Raw genomic sequence first — 18826 nt, 5'->3', positions numbered from 1 at the left:
TTGGGGGTGCGGGGGGGGGGGCGGCCGCCTTTTGGGGGGGGGGTGGGGGGTTCTCGCGCGCTTTGTTCTTCGGGGGCGGGGCGGGGCGGGGGGGGGGGGGGGGGGGGCCCCCCCCCCCCCCCCCCGGCCCGCGTCCATGATCTTCTCTGGTGTGATGTAGATCACATGCTGGGAATTAGCTGATTCGTTGTCGTGATCGCACAATGCCCGGCACAATCTGCATGTTGCTGCTGGTGTGCAGATCGACTTCTGTGACCGCAGTGAATGTTCGTACTTGAACTGCTCTACCTGAAATACCTTGCGCCACACGTGAATACGTAGGTGGCGCAGGTCTGTGGCGTGCGGATCCCCTTCCCTGACGGCGAGGCCGGTACCGCGCGTTGACCGGGTCGACGGAAGGGACGAGCACATGATCACCGCGCACAAAAGGGCATTGCGGCGGATAGCTGTTGGGTTTCTGGTATCGACTGTCATGGCGCTCGTCCTCGCTGGACCGGTGCGTGGTGATACCGGAAGCGGCTCCGGTTCGGGTAGTTCCGGCTCCGGTAGTTCCGGTAGTTCCGGTAGTTCCGGCTCCGGTAGTTCCGGTAGTTCCAGCGGTTCCGCTGCCCTGCCGCTGCCGAGTGTCGCCGGACTCGGCGCACTGACCGCGGCCTACACTCAGATCGGCAAACCCTACGAATGGGGCGCCACCGGCCCGTTCGCCTGGGATTGCTCGGGTCTGGTCCAGTGGGCATTCCGTCAGGTCGGGGTGAAACTACCGCGCACTACCTGGGAGCAGGCCAAGGTCGGTGCCACGGTTCCGTTCCCGGCCCTGTCGCTGGGTGATGTCGTAATCCTGAATGACGACGCCTCGCATGTCGGCATCTACGCGGGCTCCGGGCAGGTCCTGGACGCGCACGACTGGGGCGTTCCGGTTGGTCTGCATCCGCTGCGCGATTTCGACATCTACACCATTCGTCGCTTCTGATTCGGATCGGCTACGTTCCCACGACCATCGCGCTCGCCCGTAGAGCAACGATGCGGAACGTGAGGGCGTGTTCCAGTGCTGGCCCGACGACAAGGTCGTGATCGTCGCCCTGCGCGAGGCGAGCCCGATATCAGTCGACGAGCTGGCGCAGTAGTGGTCCGTACTGGGGATGCGCCAGAGCCGAGGCGAATTGGGCCACCAGATAGTCGGCGGGATTGCCGGTGTCGTACCAGCGGCCCTGGATGACCTGGCCGAAGACCGGGTTGTCGGCGGCGTGCACATTGATCGCATCGGTGAGGTACACCTCGCCGGTGCGATGTTCGTACCACTGCTCGGTCTGCCTGCGCAGTTCGCAGATGATGCCGGGGGTGACGACATAGCCACCGATCGCGGCATAGTTCGACGGTGCGTCCTCGGGCTTGGGCTTTTCCCGCAGCCCGGTGATGCGCAGCAGGCCGTTGCCCTGGTCGTCCGCGACGACCGGGACGCCGTAGCGCTTGGATTCGGACGGATCCATCGGCATCAGCGCGAGCACCGGCGCGCCGGTCGCCTCGTAGGCGTCGATCAGCTGCTGGGCGCGCGGTACCCCGGCGACGAAGACGTCGTCGGGCCACAGCACCAGCATCGGCTCGTCGCCGAGATTGCGGGCGGCATTGAGCACCGGGGTGCCGTTGCCGTAGGGCCCGTGCTGATCGAGGTAGGTGATGTGCCCGAGCCGGGACAGCTCGCCGACCTCCTCCACCGCATCGGCGAACGCGTCCTTGCCGTCGGCTCGGAGCTGGGCCACCAGGGCTGGATTGGGGCGGAAATGGTCCTGGATCAAGGACTTTCCGCCGCTGACCACAATGGTGATATCGGTGATTCCGGATGCGACCAGCTCCCGGACGGTGTGCTCGATGACCGGCTTATCGCCGACCGGCAGCATCTCCTTGGGGATGGCCTTGGTCAGCGGGAGCAGCCGGGAGCCGATTCCGGCGGCCGGTATCACGGCCTTGCGGATCTTCATGGTCCGATCATCACATACCCGAGCGGGTCCGAACCGGTGATCCCCACGCTTGGGTTGGGCATGTCGAGTCGGCAACATATCGGTATCGGTCCTGGTCACGGATGGTTGGGCAGGGCAGAGCGCCGCACCCGCCCGGTCGTCGCGGCGCACCGATCGGTAGCAATCTCGCAGAAACTACTCGGCTGACGTCCACCTGGAACCCAGGTTGCTTGCCGAATTCACAGGTTTACGCCGGGTTGCGCGGTGGGCCGACCTGTCGGTGCGGCGGCGTAGATTCCGGTGCGTGAGCACCGACAACACCGCTATGGCCGCCGGGCGAGGCGCGTCCGTGCGTACGGCGCGGCGGTGGGTGCTGCATATCGATATGGATGCCTTCTTCGCTTCGGTCGAACAATTGACCCGACCCACACTGCGCGGGCGCCCGGTGCTGGTCGGCGGAACCGGCGGTCGCGGTGTGGTCGCGGGCGCCAGCTATGAGGCGCGGGTATTCGGTGCGCGCTCGGCCATGCCGATGCATCAGGCGCGGCGCTTGGTCGGGGTGACCGCGGTGGTGGTGCCGCCGCGCGGTGCTGTCTACAGCGTGGTCAGTGCGCGGGTGTTCGACGCACTGCGCAGCCGCATCCCGGTGCTGGAGACACTGTCGTTCGACGAGGCGTTCGGTGAGCCGGCCGAGTTGGTGGGCGCGACCGTCGAGCAGGTGCGCGAATTCGGTGAGCAGCTGCGCGCGCTGGTGCGGGAGCGGACCGGGTTGGTCGCCTCGGTCGGTGCGGGTACCGGTAAGCAGCTGGCCAAGATCGCCTCCGGTATGGCCAAACCCGATGGGGTACGGGTGGTTTCGCCGGATGAGCAGCAGCAACTGCTGGCCGGGCTGCCGGTGCGCAAGCTGTGGGGGATCGGTCCGGTGGCCGAGGGCCGCTTGCGTTCGCTCGGTATCGAGACAGTCGGCGCCTTCGCGGCGCTGCCGGAATCGGAGGCGGTGTCCATCCTCGGCGGCAGCGTCGGCGCGGCACTGCACCGGCTGGCCCGCGGCATCGACGACCGGCAGGTCGCCGAACGGGCCGAGGCCAAACAGATCAGCGCTGAGAACACCTATGAGACCGATATCGTCACGATGGCCCAGCTACGTCCGGCGATCGAGACCATGGCAGCGGCCGCGCACCGTCGGCTGGAAAAGGACGGCCGGGCCGCACGCACTGTGGTGCTGAAGCTGAAGAAGTCCGATATGAGCATCGTGACCAGGTCGTTCACCCTGCCGTACGCGACGACCGAGCTGGCCACGTTGACGACGGCGGCGCAGCGCTCGGCCATTGATCCGGCCGAACTCGGGCCGATTCGGCTGGTCGGGGTGGGTTACGGCGGGCTGTCGACCGTTCGGCAGGAGTCGTTGTTCCCAGAGCTCGATCAGGCCCCGGTCGAGGATGCGGGCAGCTGGGAGGGCGACGCGCCGCACTCCGATAGTTGGGATACTCAGCGGGGGCCATCGGCAGCCGAGGACGGTGCGACAGAGCTCGGCGCGCGTGCGTCGGTCGGGCCGCTCGGCGTCGAGCTGGCAGAGACCGCGACCTTCCCGGTCCCCGGGACTACGCAGTCGAGCGTCGGTGCAGCTCAGGGCGATTCGCCGATGCGCAGCGCGACGCTGTGGTATCGCGGACTCGATGTCACGCACCCCGAATTCGGGCACGGGTGGGTGCAGGGCGCCGGGCTCGGTGTGGTTACTGTTCGGTTCGAGACCAGCTCGACAGGGCCCGGTCCGGCGCGTACCTTTGCCGCCGACGACATCAGTCTGTCCCGGGCGGATCCGCTCGGCAGTCTCCGCTGACAGGTAGCCTGGGTCATTCGTGCAGCGTCGCCGATTCGGGTGACGGCTGCCGTTGGTGGAACGACATGTACCTACTCGAACGTAAAGGACGAGCAGTTGAAGCTTCGTAAGACTGGACGCATCGCCATCGCCGGCCTGGCCGTCGTCGCCGCACTCGGCATGACCGCCTGCAGCGATGACAAAGACAGCAAGCCGGCCGCGAAGACAAGTACCAGCGCCAAGGCCTCGGCCAGCGCGAGCTCGAACACCAATCTGCCGCCGGTCCCCTCCGTCGCGGAACTGAACACGCAGCTGCAGCGTGCGCTGGATCCGTCGGTGCCCAATTCGGAGAAGCTCGACGGCGTGCAGGGCGCCGAGGCCGATCCGGAACTGCCGAACCGGCTGGCCGAGGCCGCCAAGGGCGCCAATGTCACTATCACGGTCACCGATGTGACCGGCTTCGGCGACAGCGTCAATGCCAAGGCCAAGGTACTGCTCAACGGCCAGGAGAACATTATCGATGTGCCGTTCGTCGCGGAGGACGGCAAGTGGAAGATCCAGAAGGCCTGGGCCTGCACCATGCTGACCAACCTCGGCCAGCAGTCGGCGGCCTGCGGCTGAGTTCCCTCCGTAGCGACTGCTTGCAGGTCGCTCGAAAGGGTCAGCTGTCGCGGCCGGCCCGGTGTCGGCCGCGACAGCTGTGTACATGCTGAGAATCAATGCCGCACGCCGGCAAGAACTTTCGTTTGAAATAGTTACCGTTAGGATCAGGCCCCGTGGCTGACACGATGGTGTGGGCGGGGCAGCCGTCCGTCGAGGAATCCGAACTCGGGACGGCACAATCGAAGACGCGCTGGGGTTGGGCCGGGCCGATCGCGCTGATCGCGGGTCTGCTGGGCGCACTGTTCGCGGTGGCGGTGCCGCTGCTGCCGGTCCGGGTGGACGCGGCGACGCTGACCTGGCCACAGGCAGGGTCGGCGCGCAGCATCGAGGCGCCGCTGATCTCCTATGCGCCACTGACTTTCGACGCCACCCTGCCATGCACGGCGATCAACCAGCTCAGCGCCAAGGGCGGCACCCTTGTGGCGACCGGACCCGATCACGCGCCGGATCTCGAGCGCTACGGATTCGTCGCCCGAGTGCAGGCTGGAGCCGACACTCCGGCGCGGCTGGATGTGGTGCTGCGCAATCAGGCATTGCTCAGTGTGCCGGTGACCGAATTGGTTCCGGGCTGTGAACTCACCGTGCACGCCGATAGCACCAGCGCGACCGCCACCTTGGTCGGATTCGAAGCGCCCGGATTCCCGGTGGTGCTCAATGGCGACTACCGACCGCAGATGGTGGGCATCTTCAGCGATCTGGCCGCGGCCGATGGTGCGCGCGTCACCGCCGAACTCGATACCAGGTTCTCCTCGACGCCCACGCCGGTGAAACGCGCGGCGATCTGGCTCGCGGTGCTGTGCACGATTGTCGCGCTCGTCGCGCTGTATCGGCTCGATCGGCTGGACGGTCGGCGGGTGCGCCGCTTCCTGCCGCAGCGCTGGTGGACATTCACCCTGCTCGACGTGGTGGTGCTGGGCACCATGGTGGTCTGGCACTTCATCGGGTCGACCACCTCCGATGACGGCTATCAGTTCGGTATGGCCCGTGCGTCGGGTGTCGCGGGTTATATGGCCAACTACTTCGCCTACTTCGGGGTGCCCGAAAATCCGGTCGGCACACCGTATTACGACCTGATCCGGATCATGACGCAGGTCGGCATCGCCAGTCCGTGGGTGCGGCTGCCCGCGCTGTGCTGCGGTGTGTTGATGTGGCTGCTGCTCAGCCGCGAGGTGGCGCCGCGGCTCGGTGTCGCGGTGCGTCGCAACCGGGTCGCGATGTGCAGCGGTGCACTCGGTTTCCTGACCATCTGGCTCGCCTATGACAACGGACTGCGTCCGGAACCGCCGGTTGCGCTGGGACTACTGCTCACCTGGTGTCTGGTCGAGCGTGCCATTGCCACGCGGCGGTTGTTGCCCGCCGGATTCGCGATCCTGGTTGCGGCCTTTGCCTGCACGGCCGGGCCGTCGGGTGTGATCTGTATCGCGGCGCTACTGGCGGGATTGCGACCGGTCGCGCGAATCATCATGGACCGCACCGGGACTCGGGGATCGTTGCGTTCCCGAGTGGTCGGCTACGCCGTGCTGCTCGCACCGCTGCTGGCCGCCGGTATCGTGGTGCTGGCGATCATGTTCGCCGACCAGCCGTTGGCGGCGATGTTCGAGATGAAGCGGATCCACCACATCGTCGGCCCGGATGTCGAGTGGTTCAATGAATATCTGCGCTATCAGTACCTCTTCCAGGGCGAGACGGACGGCTCCGTCGGCCGCCGGATCGGTGTGCTCGTGATGCTCGCGGGGCTCATCGTGTGTGTCATCGTGCTGCTGCGCAAGGGCGGTCGGATTCCGGTGCTGGCCGCGGGGCCGACCCGGCGCATTCTCGGTGTCACCGTCGGCGCGCTGCTGCTGATCATGGTCACGCCGACCAAGTGGACCCATCACTTCGGTGTCTACGCGGGCGTCGCCGGTGCTGTCGCCATGGTGACCGCGATGGCCGTGGCCCCAAGGGTTTTGCGGGCGCCGCGCTACCGTGCGCTGTTCGCCGCGGTGGTGGCATTTCTGCTCGCATTGGTATTCTCCGGGCCCAATAAGTGGTGGTACGTCTCGTCTTACGGCATTCCGTGGTGGGACAAGCCGCCGGTGATCGCTGGTATCGAGCTCAACAAATTGTTCCTGCTCGCGGCCGCCGTACTGCTGGCCGTGGCCGCGTGGTGGCATGTGCGGGCGCCGGAGCCCGGTACCCCGCATCGGGTTTCGCGTCTCGCATGGCGAGTGTCGGTACTTCCGCCGCTGACCATCGCGCTGGCGCTGCTCGTGGTCTGGGATGTCGGCTCTTTCGCCAAGGCGGCCGTGGCCCAGGGCCCGGCGTTCTCGCTGGCGCGCTCGAATATCGAGGCACTGACCGGGAAGACGGCGGGTCTGGCCGGTCATGTGCTGGTGGAGACCGATCCGAATGCGGGCATGCTGCGGCCGCTGACCGGCGATGCGGTGAGCACGCTGTCGGGCTCCGGCACCGGATTCACCGGTTCGGGCGTGGCCGCCGATCTGCGTCCCGACGACGATTCGAGTCCGACCGGCAGCATCGCCGATGCTTTGAGCAGTAAGTCGGCTTCGGAGAACACAGCCGGAACCGCCTCCGCCGCACTGCCTTTCGGACTGAACCCGGCGACGACGCCGGTACTGGGCAGCTACGGCTCCGGAGATGCGGGGCCCGCCGATCTGACCACCGGCTGGTATCGACTTCCCGAATCCGGTGATCGTCATGGCATTATCGCGCTGACCGCGGCGGGCCGGATCCGCTCGGTCGACGCCGACGGCATCGTCACCCCGGGGCAGACCCTCGAAATCGAATACGGTGCAACCGATTCCGCGATGACCGCGCAGCCCATGGGCAAGGTCGCCCCAATCGATATCGGACCGGCGCCGTCGTGGCGCAACCTGCGTGTACCGTTCAGCGAAATCCCCAGCGGCGCGGACGTGATACGCATCGTCGCCGTCGACCGAGACCGCAATCCCAAGCAGTGGCTGGCCGTCACCCCGCCGCGGGTACCACAGACCAGAACGCTGAACGATGTTGTCGGCTCACAGGTTCCGGTTCTCACCGACTGGATGGTCGGCCTGCAATTCCCCAACCAGCGGCCCTACGATCACCGCGACAATATCGCCGAGGTCCCGGCCTACCGCATCCTGCCGGACCGACCTGGCGCGGAAATCACCACTCTGTGGCAGAGCCACGACGGCGGCGGCCCGCTCGGCTGGTCCAATATGCTGCTGCGTCCGCGCACCCTGGCCACCTACCTCGACCAGGACTGGCATCGAGACTGGGGCGAACTTCAACAACTGGTCCGCATCGATCCCAAGGCCGACCCCGCCGAACCCGAAATCACCCAGCAGGACCACTCCGGCCTGTGGACCCCGGGCCACATCAACACCGCCTACTGACCGGCGCCGCGGCGGTCGGCTGAACTGGCCGGTGCGGGCTGGGCGGTCCGCACCCGCCGCCGACCACGCACCAGCGCGTCGGCGGTGAAAATCGCCAGTGCCGCCCAGATGAGCGCGAACCCGGCCCACCGCGACGCGGGCATCGGCTCATGCGCGACGGCCACGCCCCAGGCCATCTGTAGCGCGGGCGTGAGGTATTGCAGCAGTCCCATGGTCGAGAGCGGAACCCGTTGCGCGGCAACGGCGAACAGCAACAGCGGCAGCAGGGTGACCGGACCGGTCGAGATCATCAGTCCGGAATGTGTGATGCCGCTGGCGAATTCGCTGCGCCCGGTCATCGCGAATACGATGACGAAGGCCAGCGCGAACGGTGCGGCGACCAGACCTTCGGCCGCGATTCCGTGCAGCGCGTCCAACGGAATCACCTTTTTCACCAGCCCATAGGTGGCGAATGAACAGGCCAGTGCCAGCGCGATGAGCGGCGGTCTGCCGTAGTCGACGGTGAGCACGGCGACCGCCACCGCACCCAGCCCCAGCGCCGCCCATTGCGCCCTGGCCAATCGCTCACGGAAGATCAGCACGCCGAATGCCACCGTCACCAGCGGATTGATGAAATACCCCAGCGCACACTCCACCACATGTCCGGAGGTGACGCCGTAGACGTACACGCCCCAGTTGATCGATAGCGCCGCGATGGCCACCGCTGCCATCCGCCAGGTCCGTGGGGCGATACCGCGCAGTCCACCGAGCTGCCCGGTTATCGCCAGCACGATGAGCACCAGCACCAACGTCCACAGAATCCGCTGCGCTACCACTTCGGCCGGATTGGCGAAGGCCAGCAACCCGAAGTACGCCGGAAACAGCCCCCAGATCAGAAATGCGCCTGTACCGAACACCACACCCGGGACCGCTCTGCTTCGCTGCACGCTACCGACGGTAGTTCTCGGTAGCCTGGCGGTCATGTCGATTACCGTGCCCCATACGGCCGTCACCGGGCTGACCGCGGCGGAGGTCGAGCAACGTCGCCGCGACGGGCTGACCAATGATGTGCCGGACCGGGCGAGCCGATCCGTACGCGACATCGTCCGTGCCAATGTTTTCACCCGGATCAATGCCATCCTCGGTGTGCTGTTCATCCTGGTGCTGGCGACCGGCTCGATTATCGACGGGATGTTCGGTCTGCTGATCATCGCCAACAGCGCGGTCGGCATCATTCAGGAGGTCCGCGCCAAGCGCACCCTGGACCAGTTGGCCATTGTCAGCCAGGCCAAGCCGACCGTGCGCCGGGACGGACAGTCGCTCGAGGTGGCGCCGAAGGAGGTCGTCCTCGACGATCTGATCGAGCTCGGACCCGGCGACCAGATCGTCGTCGACGGTACGGTCGAGGAGTCCGCACTGCTCGAGGTCGACGAATCCCTGCTCACCGGTGAGGCCGATCCGGTGGATAAGCAGATCGGCGCGTCGGTGATGTCGGGCAGTTACGTCGTCTCGGGTTCCGGCGCCTACCGTGCGACGAAGGTCGGCCGGGACGCCTACGCTGCCACGCTGGCCGAAGAGGCGAGTAAGTTCACGCTGGTCAAGTCCGAATTGCGCAGCGGTATCGACACCATCCTCAAGGTCATCACCTATCTGTTGATCCCGGCGGGGCTGCTGAGTATCTACAACCAGTTGTTCTCCAGTAAGGAGTCCTGGCGGCCGGCGGTCACCGGCATGGTCGCGGCGCTGGTGCCGATGGTGCCCGAGGGCCTTGTCCTGATGACCTCGGTCGCCTTCGCGGTCGGCGTGGTGCGACTCGGCAGGCGCAAATGTCTGGTGCAGGAATTGCCCGCTATCGAGGGGCTGGCCCGCGTCGATGTGGTGTGCGCGGATAAGACCGGCACGCTCACCGAGAACGGAATGCGCCTGTCGGATATCAAGACGCTCGGCACATTCGACGACGCCGAGGTCCGACAGGCTCTGGCCGCCATGGCCGCCGACGATCCGCGCCCGAATGCGAGCGTGCAGGCCATCGGGGAGGAGCTCGCCGATAAGCCGAATTGGCACCACACCGCGGTCGCACCGTTCTCCTCGGCGAAGAAGTGGAGCGGGTTCTCCTACGGCGAGCACGGCGACTGGCTGCTCGGCGCGCCCGATGTGCTGCTCGACCCGAGGTCCGAAGATGCCCGTGTCGCAGAGGAACTCGGTTCCTCGGGCCTGCGCATTCTGCTGCTCGCTCGCAGTGACCGTCCGGTCGACGCCGCCGACGCACCGGGCGCTGTCGACCCCGCGGCCCTGGTCGTGCTCGAGCAGAAGGTGCGCCCCGATGCCCGCGAAACCCTCGATTACTTTGCCAGCCAGCAGGTTTCGATCAAGGTGATCTCCGGCGACAACGCCGTGTCGGTCGGCGCGGTGGCATCGTCACTGGATCTGCGTGGCGGCGATCACGCGGTCGACGCTCGCGAGTTGCCCGAGGACCGTGCCGCACTCGCCGATGTGCTCGAGCGCGAGACCACCTTCGGTCGGGTGCGCCCGGACCAGAAGCGAGCCATGGTGAGCGCCTTGCAATCTCGTGGCCACACCGTCGCCATGACCGGTGACGGTGTGAACGATGTACTGGCGCTGAAGGATTCCGATATCGGTGTGGCTATGGGGTCGGGCAGTCCGGCCACCCGCGCGGTAGCCCAGATCGTGTTGTTGGACAACAAATTCGCCACACTGCCGTATGTGGTCGGCGAGGGGCGCCGGGTGATCGGCAATATCGAGCGGGTCTCGAATCTGTTTCTCACCAAGACCGTGTACTCAGTGCTGCTCGCCTTCCTGGTCGGCATCGCCGGAGTCGGTTCGCAGATCTTCGACTACGATCCGATCGGATATCCGTTCCTGCCGAGGCATGTCACGATCGCGGCCTGGTTCACCATCGGGATTCCGGCCTTCATCCTCTCGCTGGCTCCGAACAACGAACGCGCCCGCTCCGGATTCGTCTCGCGCGTCATGCGTTTGGCGATTCCCTCCGGTGTGGTGATCGGCGTCGCCACCTTTGTCGCGTATCTGATCGCCTATGCGGGTCCGCATGCCACCTTCGAGCAGAAGGAGCAGGCGGGCACCACCGCGCTGATCACCCTGATCATGATCGCGGTGTGGGTGCTGGCCATCGTGGCCAGGCCGTATGTGTGGTGGAAGGTGGTGCTCATCGGCGCCTCGGTCCTCGCCTATGTGCTGTTGTTCACAATCCCGTTCACCAGGCATTTCTTCAAACTCGACCCCTCGAATATCGAGCTCACCACCGCGGCGTTCATCTGCGGCGCGGTCGGCATCGTGCTCGTCGAAGCCGCCTGGTGGATCGCCGCCGCAGTTCAGGGGGACAAGCACACGCTACTCCCGAGTTCACCGGGCGGGGGCGCCTGAACAACTGGACGGCTGACCCGCCGCGCCGCGAGATACCTTGTGCGAAGCGATCATTCAGGGTTGGAGTACCTTCTCGACTATGGAGGTTTTGCTGCACCAGATCGACGCGTTCGCCGACGCACCGTTCTCGGGCAACCCGGCCGCGGTCATGCCGCTGTCGGCATGGTTGTCGGACGAGCTGTTGCAACATCTGGCCGAGGAGAACAACCTCGCCGAGACCGCCTTCTATACCTCGCAATTACCAGTCGAGGCGGGTGATCCCCCCGGAGAGTGGCCCGCTGTGCACCTGCGCTGGTTCACCCCGACCAAGGAGGTCGATATGTGCGGCCACGCCACCATGGCGACGGCCGCGCAGATTCTCGAGGACATCCATCCCGGCGAGGACCGGGTGAGCTTCTTCACTCGCAGCGGCTGGCTACACGTCGACCGCACCGATGACGACGAATACGTACTCGACCTACCCGCGCTGGAATCCGAGGAGGTCACGCCCGATCCGGCGCTGGTGGATGCGCTCGGCGTCCGTGCGGTGCGCGCCTTCTCCGGATTCGACGAGGTGGTCGTGGTGGGTTCCGAACGCGAAGTGCGCGAGGCGCGGCCGAATTTCGCGGCCTTCCCACCGCTGGCCTTCGATGCGGTGATCACCGCGCCGGGCGATACCGTGGACTTCGTCTCTCGGGTCTTCGGTCCGGACCTCGGTGTGGCCGAGGATCCGGTCACCGGATCGGCGCACGCACAGCTGGTTCCGCTGTGGAGCCGCGAATTCGGCCGGACCGAACTCAGCGCCCGCCAGCTGTCCCGGCGCGGTGGCAGGCTGCGCTGTGAACTCGCGGGCGATCGGGTGCTGCTCATCGGCCGCTGCAGGCGGTACCTGGATGGTGTTGTGGCACTGCCGGATTGACCAGTCCGGCGCGGAATGCTGCGCGCCGGGACCACGGCCTCGCTGACGGTTACTGATCCGGGAGGGGGCCGTCATCGGTACCGGGCAGTGCGATGTCCTCGTACTCCGGCAGTAACGGAACAATGGCGAAACTGGTCGCGACCGCATCGGCGGGTAGGGCGTGTACGGCGCGGATTCCGTTCTGGGCCGCCAGATTTCGGAGTTCGGGCAGCGATCCGCGGACTACGAGACCGACGGTGCATGCGCACCCGGCGCGCAGCCGAGCCGCCGACACCGCATTGATGCGGTCGGTGCGTTCGCCGGCCGCGTGCTGTGCCAGCAGTTGCCAGGCGGCATTGTCGGCGGACGCCACCGCTACCGCATTTCCCGCAGGCAGTTGCACCGTGACGATCGGGGTGTTCACCCGCGGGATCGACACATGGTGGCTTGCCGCGGCAATACGCAGGCCGCCACTGTGTGCCGGAATCTGGTCGGGGGTAAGGGGTTCGGTGAAGGAGACCAGCGCCCAGTGCTCCTCGGTATCCGAACCGGACAGCGAATCCTGTGCCCGCGCAACATAATCCGCGACGTGCTCGCCCCGTTCCGGGCCGAGCCGGTCGGTCGAAATGCCGGTCGGTCGTGGGGGATCGAGTACGCCGAGCACCACGATCAGCACCGCGAAACCGACGGCTGCGACGGCGATGGCAATGCGGCGCAATGTTTCAGGCATTGCGCAACACGTCGAGGGCGTTCTTCAGGTCAGCCGGATACTCGCTGGTGATCTCCATATACCGGCCATCGGCCGGATGGTTGAACCCCAGCGAACGCGCATGCAGCCACTGCCGCTCCAGCCCCAGCCGCTCCGCCAGTCGCGGATCCGCACCATAGGTGAGATCACCACAGCAGGGATGGCGGATCGCGGAGAAATGCACCCGGATCTGGTGGGTGCGCCCGGTTTCCAGATGAATATCGAGCAGGCTGGCCGCCTGGAACGCCTCGACGGTGTCGTAGTGGGTAATGCTCGGGCGTCCGTCCGCGGTGACCGCGAACTTCCAGGCATCGCCGCGGGCCCGGCCGATCGGCGCATCGATGGTGCCGCTGCTCGGATCCGGATGTCCCTGTACCAGTGCGTGATAGCGCTTATCGATGGTGCGCTGCTTGAATGCCCGCTTCATCACGGTGTACGCGTGTTCGGACTGTGCGACGACCATGACTCCGGAAGTGCCGACATCGAGGCGGTGCACAATGCCCTGCCGCTCATGCGCGCCCGAGGTCGAGATGCGATAGCCCGCCGCGGCCAGTCCGCCGACCACCGTCGGCCCGGTCCAACCGACGCCGGTGTGCGCCGCGACGCCGACCGGCTTGTCGACCGCGACGATGTCATCGTCGGCGTAGAGGATCTTCATACCCTCGACCGGCTCGGGCTCGATGGTGAGTTCCCGCTTCGGTTCCGGGAATGCGACCTCCAGCCAGGCCCCCGCCACCAGCCGATCGGATTTGCCCGCGGCGACGCCGTCGAGTTGCACCGAACCCTCCTCGGCCAGCGCGGCGACGGCGGTGCGGGACAGCCCGAGCAGTCGGGACAGTCCGGCGTCCACGCGCATGCCGTCGAGTCCGTCGGGTACCGGCATGCTTCGGGTTTCCCTCATGCCTGCACCTCGCTGGCGCTCGGTTCCGGCATGATCGAAGCCCGCTGTGACATGGTTCGCTCGCTCACGCCGCATTTCCCTTGCTGTTGGCCGCACCGTTGGCGTCGTTGCCGGATGGCTCGTCCGGCTCCGTGGTGGTTTCGGCGGCGGTCTCTTCGGTGTGACCGTGTCCGGCGCGTGTGCCATCGGGTTCGAAGCCGAAGACCGTCAGCACCACCAGCAGGATCGCACCGCACACGATCGAGGAGTCGGCCAGATTGAATACCGGCCACCAGCCGACGGCGATGAAGTCCACCACATGTCCCTGTAGCGGTCCGGGCGCACGGAACAACCGGTCGACCAGATTACCGAGCGCACCGCCGAGCACCATGCCGAGCCCGATCGCCCACCACAGCGAGCGCAGCGTGCGCCCGATCCGGATCACGCCGATCACCACGGCCGCGGCGACCAGGGTCAGCAGCCAGGTCATGCCCGTGGCCATCGAGAAGGCCGCGCCCGGGTTGCGTACCAGTGACAACCGCGCGAAATCGCCGATGATCGGCACCGGATCGCCCGGGGTCAGCTCGGCCACGACAATGGTCTTGGTGAGCAGGTCCAGGCCGAGCAATACCGCGGCGATGATCAGCAGCGTGCGTAGCCGCAGCGGTGCGGCGGGCTTCCCCGGTTCGGCGGTCGGGGTCGGAATTTCTGCGTCGTCGCTGGGGGGTACCGCGTTATCGACGGAGTTGTCCTCGGGCGGCCGGTCGTCACTCACGCCGACCATCATCTCTCGAGTAACGATTCGCGCTACGCACGCGGTCACCTGCATGTCCCAGCTGACACTCAGGAAGCGGTCGTACTCTGATGCTCGTGACGGTGTTGTCTTCGCCCTACGTACCCCGAATCGCGCGCTCGGGTGTGCTGCTGATGGTGCTCGCGGTCGGATTGTCCGCGTTCGGTGTCGGCTGCAGTGACGGTGCCGATTCGCGCGTCGAGTCCGACAGCACCGAGCCGGTCGGCATCGGCAAGGAAGTGACCGTGCCGATTTCGGCGGCGGTCGCCACCGTCGTCTCTGCGGGGGAGGAGCCGCGGTCGCTGCTGCGTCCCGGCTATCCGGCGGGCACGGTGCAGCAGGTGACGCTGCGCACCGACCATCACATCGAGCAGCAGATCAATGATCAGCCGCCGAGTGATTTCTCCTCGCCCGCGCTGACGATTCCGATGACGGCGCAGACCGATAGTGACGGTGTCGAGCTGACTCTCGGCACCATCTCCAGCCCGGACCCGTCGCTGGCCAAGGCGCTCACCGCCGCCGACGGTTCGCACGCCGGATTCGATATGAGCGAACTCGGCGCGATCACCGCGCTGCGGCTGGCCCCGGCACCGGACACCTCCAATACCGCCCGCGCCGCCTTGGAACAGGCCTTCTACCAGGCGGTATACCGCTCGATCGCCTTTCCCGACCAACCGGTCGGTGAGGGTGCGGTGTGGACGGTGCGTCAGGAGGTCGACGGCGGTGTCGCACTGGATCAGGTGACCACCGCAACACTGACCAAACGCGAAGGCGACCGGCTGACCATCGAACTCGAGGTGACCCAGAAACCGAAGTCGCAGGTGTGGCCGCTGCCCAATAATGCGGGCACCCTCGATATCAAGGACTACGTCATGCAGGGCTCGGGCACGATCACCGTCGATCTCGGTCTGCCGCTGCCGGTCGCGGGCTCGATCACTGTCGGCGGACATCAGGCCTACCGCGATCCGCGCAGCGCGAGCTTGCTGCAGCAGACGATCAATACGCAGGTCACCTGGAACGAATGACTCCGTAGCGGTTTGCGCCGATCAGGCATGTCGTGCCCGGGTGAGGAATAGGCTCGCACCTGTCCGACAAACGCCTCGATCGGAGGTAACTCATGTCCGATGTGAAACCGATCCCCGAGGGTTATCCGGTGGTCTCGCCGGGATTGGCAATCGATGGAGCCGCTGCCGCCATCGACTTCTACAAGAATATTTTCGGCGCATCGGAGCGGATGCGCATGCCCGGACCGGACGGCAAGATCGCGCACTGCGAACTCACCTTCGGTAATTCGCTCATCATGGTCGGCGATCCGGCTCCGGATATGGATTTCCTCGACCCGAAGACGGTTGGCGGCACGCCGGTCAACCTCTACGTCTATGTCGAGGACGCCGATGCCGCCTTCAGCGCCGCCCTGGCCGCGGGCGCCAAGGAACTCACCCCAATGACCACCCAGTTCTACGGCGATCGCAGTGGTGCGTTCGAGGATCCGTGGGGCCACCGGTGGACCGTAGCCACGCACGTCGAGGATGTGCCGCCGGATGAGATGGACCGGCGGATGGCCGAATTGTTCGGCGGGGCCTGAGCGTTCGTGGGGTAGGCCGCGCGGCCGGTGTGCCGCGCGGCGGGTAGTGCGCTGGTTATCCCAGGATGATCGAGTCACCCTCGACGTGAACGGATTTCGGGGCGAGCGGCTGGGTAGCCGGGCCGTTGACGATCGAGCCGTCGAGACCGAATTTGCTGCCGTGGCAGGCACAGTTGATGGTGCCGCCGGAGACCGTCGCGACCTTGCAACCGGCATGTGTGCAGGTCGAGGACAGGCCGACGAAGGATCCGGCATTCGGCTGGGTCACCACCACATCGCCCTTGATCACACCGCCGCCGATCGGCACCTCGGAGGTCGAGGCGATGGCATTCGGCTGTCCGACGGCGACATTCGGTCCGGTCGATCCGGCGGCGGCCTTGGGGGGTGCGGCCGCGGGTGCGTCGTTCTTGCCGTAGGTGGTGCATGCGGTGAGGGCGGCCACGGCGGCTGCCGCACCTGCTCCCGCGACCACGACGCGGCGGCGGTCGAGGACGAGATCATCGTTGTTCATATCGGACTCCGATCAGAAGGCGATGCCGTTGTGCTGGAAGAACCACAGCGCTGAGGTGAGCCAGAGGTCGGTCAGATGCCTTGTTCACCGTTACCGTTTCGCCGTTGACGATGACCGCCGCATCCGGCCCGAGGCCAGCGCCGCGGTTCGATCTGTCTACGTGGCAGACCCGGCGAGCGGTTCAACGCCGACATCCGCAGTAGCGGTCCGGCGCTCTGACGTGGAGCGGCGGACCCGGTCCCCCTCATCGACGTGGTGGCCGGGTCCGCCGCTGGGGGGCGGCGCCTATCCGCGGGCGATGGCCTCGAAGACCTTCGGATCGACGAGGGTCGACGTATCGCCGAGTTCTCGACCCTCTGCGATATCGCGGAGCAGGCGGCGCATGATCTTGCCGCTACGGGTTTTCGGAAGTTCCGGGACGATATGAATCTCCCTCGGTCGGGCAATCGGGCTGATCTCCCGGGAGACAGCGGCTTTCAGCTCACCGATCAGCGCATCGCCGGAATCGTGCGCGCCCGCGGTGAGAATGACGAAGGCGACGATGGCTTGTCCGGTGGTCGCATCGTTCGCGCCGACCACCGCGGCCTCCGCGATCGACGCATGTCCGACGAGCGCGGATTCGACCTCGGCGGTGGAGATCCGGTGACCGGAGACATTCATGACGTCGTCGACGCGGCCGAGCACCCAGAGGTCGCCATCGTCGTCGAGTTTGGCGCCGTCACCGGCGAAGTACCAACCGCGGTCGGCGAATCGGTCCCAGTAGGTCTCGCGGAACCGGTCCATATCACCCCAGATACCGCGCAGCATCGAGGGCCACGGCTGGTCCAGCACCAACAGTCCGGAGCGGCCGTGCTCGAGTTCGGCCCCGTCATCGTCGACGATCTTGGCGGAGATACCGGGTAGCGGGGTCATGGCCGCGCCCGGTTTGGCCGCCGTCACACCGGGCAGCGGGGAGATCATGATGGCACCGGTCTCGGTCTGCCACCAGGTGTCCACAATCGGAGTTCTATTGCCGCCCAATATGTCTCGGTACCAGCGCCACGCTTCCGGATTGATCGGTTCGCCGACGCTGCCGAGCAGCCGCAGCGAGGTCAGGTCGTGCGCATCCGGAATCTCGCGACCCCACTTCATGAAGGTCCGCACCAGAGTGGGGGCGGTGTAATAGATGGTGACGCCATACTTTTCGATGATCTCGAAATGCCGGTGCTCATCGGGGGAGTTGGGGGTGCCCTCGTAGACGACCTGGGTCGCGCGATTGGCGAGCGGACCGTAGACGATATAGCTGTGGCCGGTGACCCAGCCGATATCGGCTGTGCACCAGTAGACGTCCTGTCCCGCTCGGTGATCGAAGACGTTGTGGTGGGTGTAGGCGGCCTGGGTGAGATATCCGCCGCTAGTGTGCAGGATGCCCTTGGGTTTTCCGGTGGTGCCGGAGGTGTAGAGGATGAACAGCGGATGTTCGGCGTCGAAGGTCTGCGCCTCGTGATCCGGGGAGGCGTCGGTGACGGTGTCGTGCCACCACAGATCGCGGCGATCGGTCCACGGCACCTCGATGTTGGTGCGGCGCACCACGAGTACGTGCTCAACGGTGTGCTCGCCATCGGCCAGCGCCTCGTCGACAGCGGCCTTGAGGGGTGCGGCGGTTCCGCGCCGCCACTGCCCGTCGGTGGTGATCACCAATCGGGCCCCGGCGTCGTCGACCCGCTGGCGCAAGGCGGTCGGCGAGAATCCGGCGAATACCACCGAATGGGTGAGCCCGAGCCGGGCGCAGGTCAGCATGGCGACGATCGCCTCCGGCACCATCGGCATATAGATGGCGACTCGATCGCCGGTCCGCAGCCCGAGCTCGGTGAAATAGTTTGCCGCCCGGGATACTTCGGCGAGCAGCTCGGCGTAGGTGATATCGCGAGAGTCACCCGGTTCGCCCTCCCAGTGGATGGCCACCTGATCGCCGAACCCGTCGAGTACGTGCCGGTCCACGCAGTTGTAGGCGACATTGAGTTTGCCGTCGACGAACCATTTCGCGAGGGGCGCGTCGCTCCAGTCGAGGATCTGCGTCCACGGCTGATGCCAGTGCAACCGCCGAGCCTGTTCGGCCCAGAAATCCAGCCGATCGGCGGCGGCGCGATCGTACAGTGCCGCATCGGCATTGGCGCTCGCGGCGAATGCCGCATCCGGCGGGTAGGTGGTCGGGTCGGTGGTTGCACTGGTCAACGTCGATCAATCCTCTCGAA

The 18826-nt window shown here is 66.3% G+C and carries 15 protein-coding genes; 8 read left to right on the top strand and 7 right to left on the bottom strand.

Annotated elements, in window-relative coordinates; all coding sequences use genetic code 11:
* Positions 1-409: 409 nt before the first annotated feature.
* On the top strand, positions 410-970 hold the full coding sequence (locus ACIBJI_RS38580) for an NlpC/P60 family protein (RefSeq protein ID WP_364353210.1): 561 nt from the start codon (positions 410-412) through the stop codon (positions 968-970).
* Between the two features lie 130 nt (positions 971-1100).
* On the opposite strand, the gene ACIBJI_RS38575 is transcribed toward ACIBJI_RS38580, so the two are convergent.
* Positions 1101-1976 (bottom strand): UTP--glucose-1-phosphate uridylyltransferase, encoded by an 876-nt coding sequence (locus ACIBJI_RS38575; RefSeq protein ID WP_364353207.1) that lies wholly within the window; start codon positions 1974-1976, stop codon positions 1101-1103.
* Between the two features lie 304 nt (positions 1977-2280).
* On the opposite strand from ACIBJI_RS38575, the gene ACIBJI_RS38570 reads away from it, so the two are divergent.
* The 3 genes from ACIBJI_RS38570 to ACIBJI_RS38560 all read left to right on the top strand — a co-directional run bounded on the left by ACIBJI_RS38570 (position 2281) and on the right by ACIBJI_RS38560 (position 7814).
* Positions 2281-3795 (top strand): DNA polymerase IV, encoded by a 1515-nt coding sequence (locus tag ACIBJI_RS38570; protein WP_364353362.1) that lies wholly within the window; start codon positions 2281-2283, stop codon positions 3793-3795.
* A gap of 96 nt (positions 3796-3891) precedes the next feature.
* Positions 3892-4395 (top strand): hypothetical protein, encoded by a 504-nt coding sequence (locus ACIBJI_RS38565; RefSeq protein ID WP_364353204.1) that lies wholly within the window; start codon positions 3892-3894, stop codon positions 4393-4395.
* A gap of 167 nt (positions 4396-4562) precedes the next feature.
* The gene (locus ACIBJI_RS38560) at positions 4563-7814 is read left to right on the top strand and encodes an arabinosyltransferase domain-containing protein (RefSeq protein WP_396959323.1); all 3252 of its coding nucleotides are present in this window, start codon (positions 4563-4565) and stop codon (positions 7812-7814) included.
* Here the strand turns inward: ACIBJI_RS38560 and rarD are convergent.
* Complete coding sequence (rarD, locus tag ACIBJI_RS38555) at positions 7808-8776, bottom strand: EamA family transporter RarD (protein ID WP_397088026.1); 969 nt, start codon at positions 8774-8776, stop codon at positions 7808-7810. The two genes, ACIBJI_RS38560 and rarD, sit on opposite strands and share 7 nt — an antisense overlap.
* Here rarD and ACIBJI_RS38550 point away from each other — a divergent pair.
* Positions 8775-11198 (top strand): HAD-IC family P-type ATPase, encoded by a 2424-nt coding sequence (locus tag ACIBJI_RS38550; protein ID WP_364353195.1) that lies wholly within the window; start codon positions 8775-8777, stop codon positions 11196-11198. The two genes, rarD and ACIBJI_RS38550, sit on opposite strands and share 2 nt — an antisense overlap.
* A 79-nt stretch (positions 11199-11277) precedes the next feature.
* Positions 11278-12096, top strand: coding sequence for a PhzF family phenazine biosynthesis protein (locus tag ACIBJI_RS38545; RefSeq protein WP_364353192.1), 819 nt, complete (start codon positions 11278-11280; stop codon positions 12094-12096).
* A 49-nt stretch (positions 12097-12145) separates the two neighbouring features.
* Here the strand turns inward: ACIBJI_RS38545 and ACIBJI_RS38540 are convergent, their stop codons facing one another.
* The 3 genes from ACIBJI_RS38540 to lspA all read right to left on the bottom strand — a co-directional run bounded on the left by ACIBJI_RS38540 (position 12146) and on the right by lspA (position 14490).
* Positions 12146-12805: a hypothetical protein gene (locus ACIBJI_RS38540; RefSeq protein ID WP_364353189.1), complete on the bottom strand. Its 660-nt coding sequence runs from the start codon at positions 12803-12805 to the stop codon at positions 12146-12148.
* The gene (locus tag ACIBJI_RS38535) at positions 12798-13724 is read right to left on the bottom strand and encodes an RluA family pseudouridine synthase (protein ID WP_364353186.1); all 927 of its coding nucleotides are present in this window, start codon (positions 13722-13724) and stop codon (positions 12798-12800) included. The genes ACIBJI_RS38540 and ACIBJI_RS38535 overlap by 8 nt, the downstream gene beginning before the upstream one ends.
* Positions 13725-13788: 64 nt before the next feature.
* The gene (gene lspA, locus ACIBJI_RS38530) at positions 13789-14490 is read right to left on the bottom strand and encodes a signal peptidase II (RefSeq protein ID WP_364353359.1); all 702 of its coding nucleotides are present in this window, start codon (positions 14488-14490) and stop codon (positions 13789-13791) included.
* A gap of 77 nt (positions 14491-14567) precedes the next feature.
* Between lspA and ACIBJI_RS38525 the strand changes: the two genes are divergently transcribed.
* Both ACIBJI_RS38525 and ACIBJI_RS38520 read left to right on the top strand, forming a co-directional pair.
* Complete coding sequence (locus ACIBJI_RS38525) at positions 14568-15521, top strand: hypothetical protein (protein WP_364353183.1); 954 nt, start codon at positions 14568-14570, stop codon at positions 15519-15521.
* A 92-nt stretch (positions 15522-15613) separates the two neighbouring features.
* On the top strand, positions 15614-16081 hold the full coding sequence (locus tag ACIBJI_RS38520; RefSeq protein ID WP_357474891.1) for a VOC family protein: 468 nt from the start codon (positions 15614-15616) through the stop codon (positions 16079-16081).
* A 55-nt stretch (positions 16082-16136) separates the two neighbouring features.
* Here ACIBJI_RS38520 and ACIBJI_RS38515 read toward each other — a convergent pair whose 3' ends face one another.
* Both ACIBJI_RS38515 and acs read right to left on the bottom strand, forming a co-directional pair.
* Entirely contained in the window at positions 16137-16592 is a 456-nt protein-coding gene (locus ACIBJI_RS38515) for a Rieske (2Fe-2S) protein (protein ID WP_364353180.1), read from the bottom strand.
* Positions 16593-16877: 285 nt separating this feature from the next.
* Complete coding sequence (gene acs, locus ACIBJI_RS38510; RefSeq protein WP_397088023.1) at positions 16878-18806, bottom strand: acetate--CoA ligase; 1929 nt, start codon at positions 18804-18806, stop codon at positions 16878-16880.
* Positions 18807-18826 lie beyond the last annotated feature (20 nt).

Origin of the sequence: Nocardia sp. NPDC050408, from assembly GCF_044458905.1 — a bacterium.
Lineage (GTDB): Bacteria > Actinomycetota > Actinomycetes > Mycobacteriales > Mycobacteriaceae > Nocardia.
The sequence above is the reverse complement of the archived record's forward strand: the minus strand, read 5'-3'. Positions and strand labels throughout refer to the sequence as shown.

What these genes read in the sequence shown, in the direction of transcription:
- rarD (WP_397088026.1), bottom strand. Translation starts at nt 8,776, where the DNA reads ATGACCGCCAGGCTACCGAGAACTACCGTCGGTAGCGTGCAGCGAAGC.
- ACIBJI_RS38545 (WP_364353192.1), top strand. Translation starts at nt 11,278, where the DNA reads ATGGAGGTTTTGCTGCACCAGATCGACGCGTTCGCCGACGCACCGTTC.
- ACIBJI_RS38520 (WP_357474891.1), top strand. Translation starts at nt 15,614, where the DNA reads ATGTCCGATGTGAAACCGATCCCCGAGGGTTATCCGGTGGTCTCGCCG.
- ACIBJI_RS38550 (WP_364353195.1), top strand. Translation starts at nt 8,775, where the DNA reads ATGTCGATTACCGTGCCCCATACGGCCGTCACCGGGCTGACCGCGGCG.
- ACIBJI_RS38575 (WP_364353207.1), bottom strand. Translation starts at nt 1,976, where the DNA reads ATGAAGATCCGCAAGGCCGTGATACCGGCCGCCGGAATCGGCTCCCGG.
- ACIBJI_RS38560 (WP_396959323.1), top strand. Translation starts at nt 4,563, where the DNA reads ATGGTGTGGGCGGGGCAGCCGTCCGTCGAGGAATCCGAACTCGGGACG.
- ACIBJI_RS38570 (WP_364353362.1), top strand. Translation starts at nt 2,281, where the DNA reads ATGGCCGCCGGGCGAGGCGCGTCCGTGCGTACGGCGCGGCGGTGGGTG.
- lspA (WP_364353359.1), bottom strand. Translation starts at nt 14,490, where the DNA reads ATGATGGTCGGCGTGAGTGACGACCGGCCGCCCGAGGACAACTCCGTC.
- ACIBJI_RS38525 (WP_364353183.1), top strand. Translation starts at nt 14,568, where the DNA reads ATGCTCGTGACGGTGTTGTCTTCGCCCTACGTACCCCGAATCGCGCGC.
- ACIBJI_RS38535 (WP_364353186.1), bottom strand. Translation starts at nt 13,724, where the DNA reads ATGAGGGAAACCCGAAGCATGCCGGTACCCGACGGACTCGACGGCATG.
- ACIBJI_RS38540 (WP_364353189.1), bottom strand. Translation starts at nt 12,805, where the DNA reads ATGCCTGAAACATTGCGCCGCATTGCCATCGCCGTCGCAGCCGTCGGT.
- ACIBJI_RS38515 (WP_364353180.1), bottom strand. Translation starts at nt 16,592, where the DNA reads ATGAACAACGATGATCTCGTCCTCGACCGCCGCCGCGTCGTGGTCGCG.
- ACIBJI_RS38580 (WP_364353210.1), top strand. Translation starts at nt 410, where the DNA reads ATGATCACCGCGCACAAAAGGGCATTGCGGCGGATAGCTGTTGGGTTT.